The sequence below is a fragment of the Rhizobium aouanii genome, from assembly GCF_037002925.1.
Taxonomy (GTDB): Bacteria; Pseudomonadota; Alphaproteobacteria; order Rhizobiales; family Rhizobiaceae; genus Rhizobium; species Rhizobium aouanii.
On record NZ_JBAMYD010000015.1, the window covers coordinates 204,552 to 212,689 of the forward strand.

At 61.3% G+C, this 8,138-nt stretch carries 7 protein-coding genes; 3 read left to right on the forward strand and 4 right to left on the reverse strand.

Translation table 11 applies throughout. From position 1 onward, the window contains the following. The first annotated feature begins 65 nt into the window (after positions 1–65). Positions 66–1,709: a chaperonin GroEL gene (groL, locus tag V8P77_RS25270; protein WP_003545786.1), complete on the forward strand. Its 1,644-nt coding sequence runs from the start codon at positions 66–68 to the stop codon at positions 1,707–1,709. 631 nt (positions 1,710–2,340) lie between these two features. Further along, on the forward strand, positions 2,341–2,787 hold the full coding sequence (locus V8P77_RS25275) for a hypothetical protein (protein WP_335914696.1): 447 nt from the start codon (positions 2,341–2,343) through the stop codon (positions 2,785–2,787). A gap of 213 nt (positions 2,788–3,000) precedes the next feature. Here the strand turns inward: V8P77_RS25275 and V8P77_RS25280 are convergent, their stop codons facing one another. Continuing rightward, positions 3,001–3,711, reverse strand: a complete 711-nt coding sequence (locus V8P77_RS25280) for a glutathione binding-like protein (protein WP_335914697.1) — start codon at positions 3,709–3,711, stop codon at positions 3,001–3,003. A 214-nt stretch (positions 3,712–3,925) separates the two neighbouring features. Between V8P77_RS25280 and V8P77_RS25285 the strand changes: the two genes are divergently transcribed. After that, positions 3,926–4,363, forward strand: a complete 438-nt coding sequence (locus V8P77_RS25285) for a DoxX family protein (protein WP_335914698.1) — start codon at positions 3,926–3,928, stop codon at positions 4,361–4,363. Positions 4,364–4,441: 78 nt separating this feature from the next. Here V8P77_RS25285 and hisG read toward each other — a convergent pair whose 3' ends face one another. The 3 genes from hisG to hisS all read right to left on the reverse strand — a co-directional run bounded on the left by hisG (position 4,442) and on the right by hisS (position 7,953). Further along, complete coding sequence (gene hisG / locus V8P77_RS25290; protein ID WP_072639538.1) at positions 4,442–5,137, reverse strand: ATP phosphoribosyltransferase; 696 nt, start codon at positions 5,135–5,137, stop codon at positions 4,442–4,444. Further along, positions 5,134–6,255: an ATP phosphoribosyltransferase regulatory subunit gene (locus tag V8P77_RS25295; protein WP_335914699.1), complete on the reverse strand. Its 1,122-nt coding sequence runs from the start codon at positions 6,253–6,255 to the stop codon at positions 5,134–5,136. Before V8P77_RS25295 ends, hisG begins: the two co-directional genes overlap by 4 nt. Before the next feature lie 174 nt (positions 6,256–6,429). Next, positions 6,430–7,953, reverse strand: coding sequence for a histidine--tRNA ligase (gene hisS / locus V8P77_RS25300; protein ID WP_335914700.1), 1,524 nt, complete (start codon positions 7,951–7,953; stop codon positions 6,430–6,432). Between the last annotated feature and the right edge of the window lie 185 nt (positions 7,954–8,138).

Here is an 8,138-nt window from a genome sequence, read left to right on the forward strand (position 1 = left end):
ACTTGCTTTCCCGAAATGGCTGACGGGCCTTTTGCCCGAACAACTCGAATTCAGGAGTTAAGAATATGGCATCTAAAGAAATCAAGTTTGGCCGCACCGCGCGCGAAAAGATGCTGCGCGGCGTCGACATTCTCGCCGATGCGGTGAAGGTCACGCTCGGCCCGAAGGGCCGTAACGTCATCATCGACAAGTCCTTCGGCGCGCCGCGCATCACCAAGGACGGCGTTTCCGTCGCCAAGGAAATCGAACTCGAAGACAAGTTCGAAAACATGGGCGCCCAGATGGTCCGCGAAGTTGCTTCGAAGACCAACGACATCGCCGGCGACGGCACCACGACGGCTACCGTTCTTGCCCAGGCGATCGTTCGCGAAGGCAACAAGGCCGTTGCCGCCGGCATGAACCCGATGGACCTGAAGCGCGGCATCGACCTCGCTGTCGCCGACGTCGTGAAGGATCTCCAGGCCAAGGCCAAGAAGATCTCGACTTCGGAAGAAGTTGCACAGGTCGGCACGATTTCGGCCAATGGCGACAAGCAGGTCGGTCTCGACATTGCTGAAGCCATGCAGAAGGTCGGCAACGAAGGCGTCATCACGGTTGAAGAAGCCAAGACCGCCGAAACCGAACTCGAAGTCGTCGAAGGCATGCAGTTCGACCGTGGCTACCTCAGCCCCTACTTCGTGACCAACCCGGAAAAGATGATCGCCGACCTCGAAGACGTCTTCATTCTCCTTCACGAGAAGAAGCTTTCGAACCTGCAGTCGATGCTCCCGGTTCTTGAAGCCGTCGTTCAGACCGGCAAGCCGCTCCTCATCGTCGCTGAAGACGTCGAAGGCGAAGCCCTCGCAACGCTCGTCGTCAACAAGCTGCGCGGCGGCCTGAAGATCGCTGCCGTCAAGGCTCCCGGCTTCGGCGACCGCCGCAAGGCCATGCTCGAAGACATCGCCATCCTGACGGGCGGCACTGTCATCTCCGAAGATCTCGGCATCAAGCTCGAATCCGTCACGCTCGACATGCTCGGCCGTGCCAAGAAGGTTTCGATCTCCAAGGAAAACACCACGATCGTCGACGGTTCGGGCGCCAAGACCGACATCGAAGGCCGTGTTGCCCAGATCAAGGCGCAGATCGAAGAAACCACTTCGGACTACGACCGCGAGAAGCTGCAGGAACGTCTTGCCAAGCTCGCTGGCGGCGTTGCCGTCATCCGCGTCGGCGGCTCGACGGAAGTCGAAGTGAAGGAGAAGAAGGACCGCATCGACGACGCGCTCAACGCGACCCGCGCTGCCGTTCAGGAAGGCATCGTCCCCGGCGGTGGTATCGCTCTGCTCCGCTCCTCCACGAAGATCACCGTCAAGGGTGCAAACGACGACCAGGAAGCCGGCATCAACATCGTTCGCCGCGCCCTGCAGTCGCTCGTTCGTCAGATCGCTGAAAACGCAGGCGACGAAGCCTCGATCGTTGTCGGCAAGGTCCTCGACAAGAACGAAGACAACTTCGGCTACAACGCCCAGACGTCCGAATATGGCGACATGATCGCCATGGGTATCGTCGACCCGCTCAAGGTCGTTCGCACGGCGCTGCAAAACGCTGCTTCTGTCGCATCGCTGCTGATCACCACCGAAGCCATGATCGCCGAACTGCCGAAGAAAGAATCGGCTGGCGGCGGCATGCCGGGCGGCATGGGCGGAATGGGCGGAATGGACATGATGTGATCGGCGAAAGCCATCACTGAACACCATTCCGGCATCCGGAACAGGAAGGGCGGCTCTCGGGTCGCCCTTTTCTTTTGCCCAAAGCGATTCGATGTACGGCACAGTGATTTGCATAGCCGACGAACGCCTGCCCGGCTCCCTCTTACAGGCCCCGGGCACGAAACTTGCGCCAGGCTTGCGCTGCCTGCGTATTTCTCAGCCTGCCGACATGCGAGAGATCGCAATGCTGCTGCAACATTTCCGGCCTGACGTTGAGTGAAAACGTTTGCAAAGCTCTCAAAGATGGATCTTCCCATGCCAATTCTCGAGAAATAGGCCGAAGATGCCGGCATCCCCCGAAATGAGGCCGATCCGAATACCCCTTAAAAAGCCGTTGCCGTTTGTCCAAAAGCCCCTATAAATCCGCGCTGCAATTAAAGCGCGTCCGGCGATAATTTTTCGCCAATAGCCGAGGCCGGAGCGCGGAAGGCGATGCATGAACGTCCGGTTCGAGGGGCTCCGGTTACGGAGGCCAGATGGCCGTGGCAATATCGCCGGATGAAGCGCGGGCATCATGCCCGCTGCTGCGTGATCCTGTTTCTTTGTGTTTGCCGAGCGTGCGGCGGGAGCCGCATCCGAACGGGAGAACGCCTTGTTTAAGATCGCCAGAGCCAATGCAGCCGTACCTTTGACGCCCGGCTCGCTTGATGACGCCAATCAAAATCATAAGATGTTGGCGCAGTTTTCCGTTTCCGAAGCCTGGACTGGAGATTTTTCGAGCGGCATGCTCCGTCTCGGCGAGTGGAGCGCGATGCTGCACGGCCTCGCCGCACGGGAATGCGGACTTTTAAGCTTGATCCGCTGCTATGATGCCAAGGACCGCAGCCACATATTGGAGCTGTTCGAGCAGGCGGCGACGCTCTGCTCCTCCTTCTGTTTTTCGACGACGATCATCATGCCGAACGGCTTTCGCCAGCCGCTCTTCTGCATGGGCGAGTCCAATGATCTCGAGCAGAAATACAGCGGCAGCATGGCCGGCGTTTTCGTCTTTCCGCGCTTCAAGCTGGAAGGCGCAAAGCAGATCACAAGCCGACGATAGGCCGGAATGGCTGCCCCTCACCCTAACCTTACCAGGGTCGAGCCACTCGTCTCGACCCGTCCTTCGGACCCCCGCTCGCGGGGCGAGGGGACGTGCCCTGCGGTAGGTAGGCGGGGAACGGAAAGGTCGCGGCTTGTCCCTTCGCCCCGTTTACGGGGAGAAGGTGGCGGCAGCCGGATGAGGGGCGGGATCGGCGATCTCTTGGGTCGTTCGTTACTCCGGCTTGACCGGAATGTTGAGGCCTCTGGCACTTGCCGGACGAGCGATGCAGCGCTCCAGCCAATTAGAGACGGCGGGGAATTTCGCGTATTCGAGAACCTCGCGGCCGCCATAGAAGATATCGGCACCGCGAACCCAGGTGAAGGTGGTGATGTCGGCGATCGTGTACTGATCGCCCATGATCCACTCACGACCGTTCAGCCGGTCATCGAGCACGCCGAGCAGGCGCTTGGATTCGTCGCGATAGCGCTCGACCGGATAGGAATTGTTGGCGACCTTGTCGGCGGCAAACTTGTAGAAATGGCCGAACTGGCCGAACATCGGGCCGATGCCCGCCATCTGGAAAAACACCCATTGGATGGCTTCATAGCGACCGGCGGCATCGGCAGGGATGAGCTTGCCGGTTTTTTCCGCGAGATAAAGCAGAATGGCGCCGGATTCGAAAAGGCCGATCGGCTTCCCATCCGGCCCGTTCGGATCGATGATCGCCGGAATGCGGCCGTTCGGGTTGAGAGATTCGAATTCCGGCGACTTCTGCTCGTTGGCGGCGAAGGAAATATAATGCGGCTCGTAGGCAAGGCCGAGCTCCTCGAGGGCGACTGAGACCTTCACCCCATTCGGCGTCTGCAGGGAATAGAGCTGGATGATGTCGGGGTTTTTCGCCGGCCAGCGCGTCGTGATCGGAAATGCGGAAAGATCTGCCATCGGAATCTCCATGTTGGGCGCCGACCATAAAAGACCGGGCTCGGCAAAGGCAAGCGGCGGCGGAGGCAAAGGCATCGTTCGATATTAGTGAACGAAGTGTCCGCTTCCGTTTACCTTTCCACAACAAGAGAAAAGAGCGACATAGAGGCATCCGAGGTCGAACCGGTGCCGGGGCACCAAGATCTCCAGAGCCCTTGAAACGGAGACAACGTCCATGTCGAACAACGTCATCATCCTGATTGCCCGTATCCTGCTTTCCTTCATGTTCATCTTTGCCGGCTTCGGCAAGGTGACCGATCCGGCCTCGACCGCAGGCATGATCGCCGGTGCCGGTCTTCCGGCCTCCACCGCGCTCGCCTATCTCGCCGGCCTCTTCGAACTCGCAACCGGCATTGCCGTGCTCGTCGGCTTCCAGGTCCGCATCGTCGGCTGGCTGCTTGCCGTCTTCTGTGTTTTCACCGGCCTCGTCTTCCATCTTGCGCCGGTCAATGTTCCGGATTTCCCGGCTGCCGCCAACGGCTGGATCAACAGCCTGAACTTCGTCAACCTCATGAAGAACATCACGCTCGCCGGCGCCTATATCATGCTCGCCACCAATGGCGCAGGCGCCTACTCGCTCGACGCCCGCCGCGGCGCTTACGCAGCTGCCTGACACCAGCAGACATCCTCCCAGACATAAAGAACCCGCCGTCATCCGACGGCGGGTTTTCTTTTGCCTTTATGACTGAGATCAGAGGGCGGCGCGCACTGCCTCGATGATCGCCTGCACGACGGGCTCGCCGGCGTGGCTTTCCTTGCGGGCGCGCACGAGGCAGGCCTGCGAATGCAGGATGACGCCGTCCTGGAGCACCTTCAGGTGGTTGGCGCGCAGCGTCGAGCCGGTGGAGGTGATATCGACGATGATATCGGCCGAGCCGGAGGCGGGAGCGCCTTCGGTGGCGCCCAGGCTTTCGACGATGCGATAAAGCTGGATGCCGTGCTGGCTCGAAAAGAACTGCTGGGTCAGCCGCCAGTATTTGGTGGCGATGGCAAGGCGCCTGGAGTGGCGGGCGCGGAAATCGGCGGCGACATCGACGAGATCAGCCATGGTGTCGACATCGAGCCAGATCTCCGGCACGGCAACGACGACATCGGCGTGGCCGAAGCCGAGGCGGGCGCAGAATTCGACGCGCTTGTCGACCTCGGCAAAACCCTCCCGCATCAGATCCTCGCCTGTGACGCCGAAATCGACGGTGCCGTTGCCGATTTCGCGGGAGATTTCGGAGGCCGAGAGGAAGGCGATTTCCACATCGTCCCAGCCTTCGACGCGGCCGCGATAGGAGCGATCGTTGCCGACCGCAGAAATCGTCATACCGGCACGTTCGAAGATCGCCGAAGCGTCTTCCTTCATCCGGCCCTTGGAGGGAAGCGCGATGGTGATGGTCATGCGGCTGCCCTTTCGGTTTCGATGCGGTCGAGCCAGAAAGAGAAGCCTACGGCCGGGATGCGGTCCGTCGCACCGAGGAAGGTCAGGAGCCGGTCGAAGCGGCCGCCGCCGGCCAGAACCGCGGTCGAACCTTCGACCGTCACCTCGAAGACGAGGCCGGTGTAATAGTCGAGCGGCCGTCCGAAGGCGGCGCGGTAGTCGAGGCAGGAAAGATCAACGCCGGCATTGGAAAGTGCTGCGACGCGGCCGTTGAAGCGCGAGAGCGCGTTGCCGAGTTTCAGGCCGGCAGCATCAGCGAAACCGGAAAGGGCCGCGGACGCATTGACGAGCGGCACGTCGAGCGACAGGAACTCTTCCAGCACATGGAAGGCGGCATCGTCGAGGCGCGTTTCGGACAGGATGAGCTTTTCCTTGAGCCGTCGGGCGATCTCGAGAGGCGAGCGGCCGGCATTCGTCGAATAGCCGGTCTTCTGCATCTCGCGCTCGAGATGGGCGACCAGCGCCTGCTCGTCGCCCGATGCGACCAGCCTGGCGATATCGTCGTCCAGCCCGGTGACGAATTGCGGGCTGACGAGACTGGCAAGCAGCGCCTCCAGCTGCGTCATATTGCCGAAGGCGTGGATCAGACGCTTCTGCCAGCCAAGCGGCAGGCCGAGCGCCTGGACGACCGCCTCGAATACCGCCTGGTCGCCTAATGTCACGGCTAAGCGCCGGCCTGGCAGCAGGCGGGCAAGAATGCCGGTGGCGTCGCCGATGGCGCGGGCGTCGGCGCTTGACAGGTTGATGTCGCCCAGATCCTCGATGCCGGCCTGATAGAATTCGTTGGCGCCGTCGCGGCGCTGGCGGAAAACCTCGCCGAGATAGGCGTAACGCTTCGGCGTGCCGGTCGCCGTTTCGATGTGGCGCAGACAGACGGGAATGGTGAATTCGGGACGCAGGCAAAGGCTGGCGCCGGTTTCGCTCTCCGTCATGAAGATGCGGCGGCGCAGATCCTCACCCGCGATATCAAGGAAAGGTTCGGCCGGCTGAATGACAGGCGTGTCGATGCGCTCGGCATTGCGTTCGACGAATTCGGCGATGAGGTCGTTGGCGAAGTCCGGGAGGTTGATTAGGGGCATGGTGTCGCTCCTGGGGAAAGTCCCCTCCCCAACCCCTCCCCACAAGGGGGAGGGACTAACCCGCGGCGATCGCCGAAATAAATTGAGAGCGCTCTCGATGAAGCAACCGCCGAGTTGGGCACAGCGTTGCGACTTAAAGCCCCTCCCCCTTGTGGGGAGGGGTTGGGGAGGGGTTTACTGCGCATCAGCAGCCCTTTTCCGATCCTCGGCCTGCGCAGCAAGGATTTCCTTCACCTTGGCCACGAGGTCGGCTTCCGGCGCCGTCTCCTGCGCTACGCGCGCTTCGCGCCAGCTGGCATTGTCCTCGATCTCGCCGGAGAGCCGCTTGCCTTCGATCAGATCCTTGATCTGCACGACGCTTGTCGCGCGCTCGTCGCCGCCCTGGATGATGGCAACGGGGCAGCCGCGGCGATCGGCATATTTCAACTGGTTGCCGAACTTCTTCCAGTTGCCCTGGAACATCTCGGCGCGGATGCCAGCGGCGCGCAGTTCCTGCGTCATCCTCTGATAGCGGCCCATCGCCGCGACATCGCCGTCCATAACGGTCACCAGCACCGGCTCGATGATCTCGCTGGCGCCGAGCTTGCCGAGGTTTTTCAGCGCCGTCATCAGCCGGGAGACGCCGATCGAAAAGCCGGTCGCCGGAACCGGCTGGCCCATGAAGCGGGAGACGAGGCCATCATAACGGCCGCCGCCGCCGACCGCACCGAAGACGACTTTTTCGCCCTTTTCATTGGTGACGTCGAAGGTGAGCTCTGCCTCATAGACCGGGCCTGTATAATATTCGAGGCCGCGCACGACAGAGGGGTCGATTTTGATGCGGTCAGGGCCATAGCCGGCGCTGGTGACGAGTGCACCGATGAAATTCAGCTCGTCGACGCCTTCGCCACCTTTGGAGGTTCCCGCAACCAGCTCGGCGAGGCGCGCAGCGCTTTCGGCATAGTCCTTGATGCCGACGAAGAACAGCACCTTGTCGATCTGCTCCTTGTCGAGACCGGCGCCCTTGGTGAAGTCGCCGGACTCATCCTTGCGGCCCGGCCCGAGCAGCAAGGCCACGCCCTCCGGGCCAAACTTGTCGAGCTTGTCGATGGCGCGTAGCACGTTGAGCCGCTGGCCGGCCTTGTCGTCGCCGCCGAGACCGATCGCCTCGAGCACGCCATCCAGAACCTTGCGGTTATTGACGCGGATGACATAGTCGCCGCGCTTGATGCCGAGCGCTTCCAGCGTATCGGCCATCATCATGCACATTTCGGCATCGGCCTGAACACCAGGCGCGCCGACGGTATCGGCATCGAACTGCATGAACTGGCGGAAGCGGCCGGGGCCCGGCTTCTCGTTGCGGAAGACATAGCCGGCGCGATAGGTGCGATAGGGCAGCTGGATCTCGTTGAAATTCTCGGCGACATGACGGGCGAGCGGCGCCGTCAGGTCGTAGCGCAGCGACATCCATTGCTCGTCATCGTCCTGCAGCGAGAACACGCCCTCGTTCGGCCGGTCGCTATCGGGCAGAAACTTGCCAAGCGCATCGGTGTATTCGAACAGCGGCGTTTCGAGCGGATCGAAACCATAATGCTCATAGACTTCCCGGATCTTTGCCGTCATCTCGTTGACGGCGCGGATATCGCCGGCCGTCCGGTCGACGAAGCCGCGCGGCAGGCGGGCCTTGAGCTTTTGCGGTTTCTTCTGCTTGTCGTTCATTTCCGGGGATTCCACTGACTGTGACAGTGGCGGTTTCCTAGCGGATTGGGCGGGGAGCGGCAAGGGCGAAGGGACTTGATGTCAAGAGCATTTCCGTTTTTCTCCGAGTCACGGAAATGCTCTATCTCTCTGTTTTCACGCAATTCCGATCGCAAAACCGCTGCACACTTTTGCTGGAATTGCTC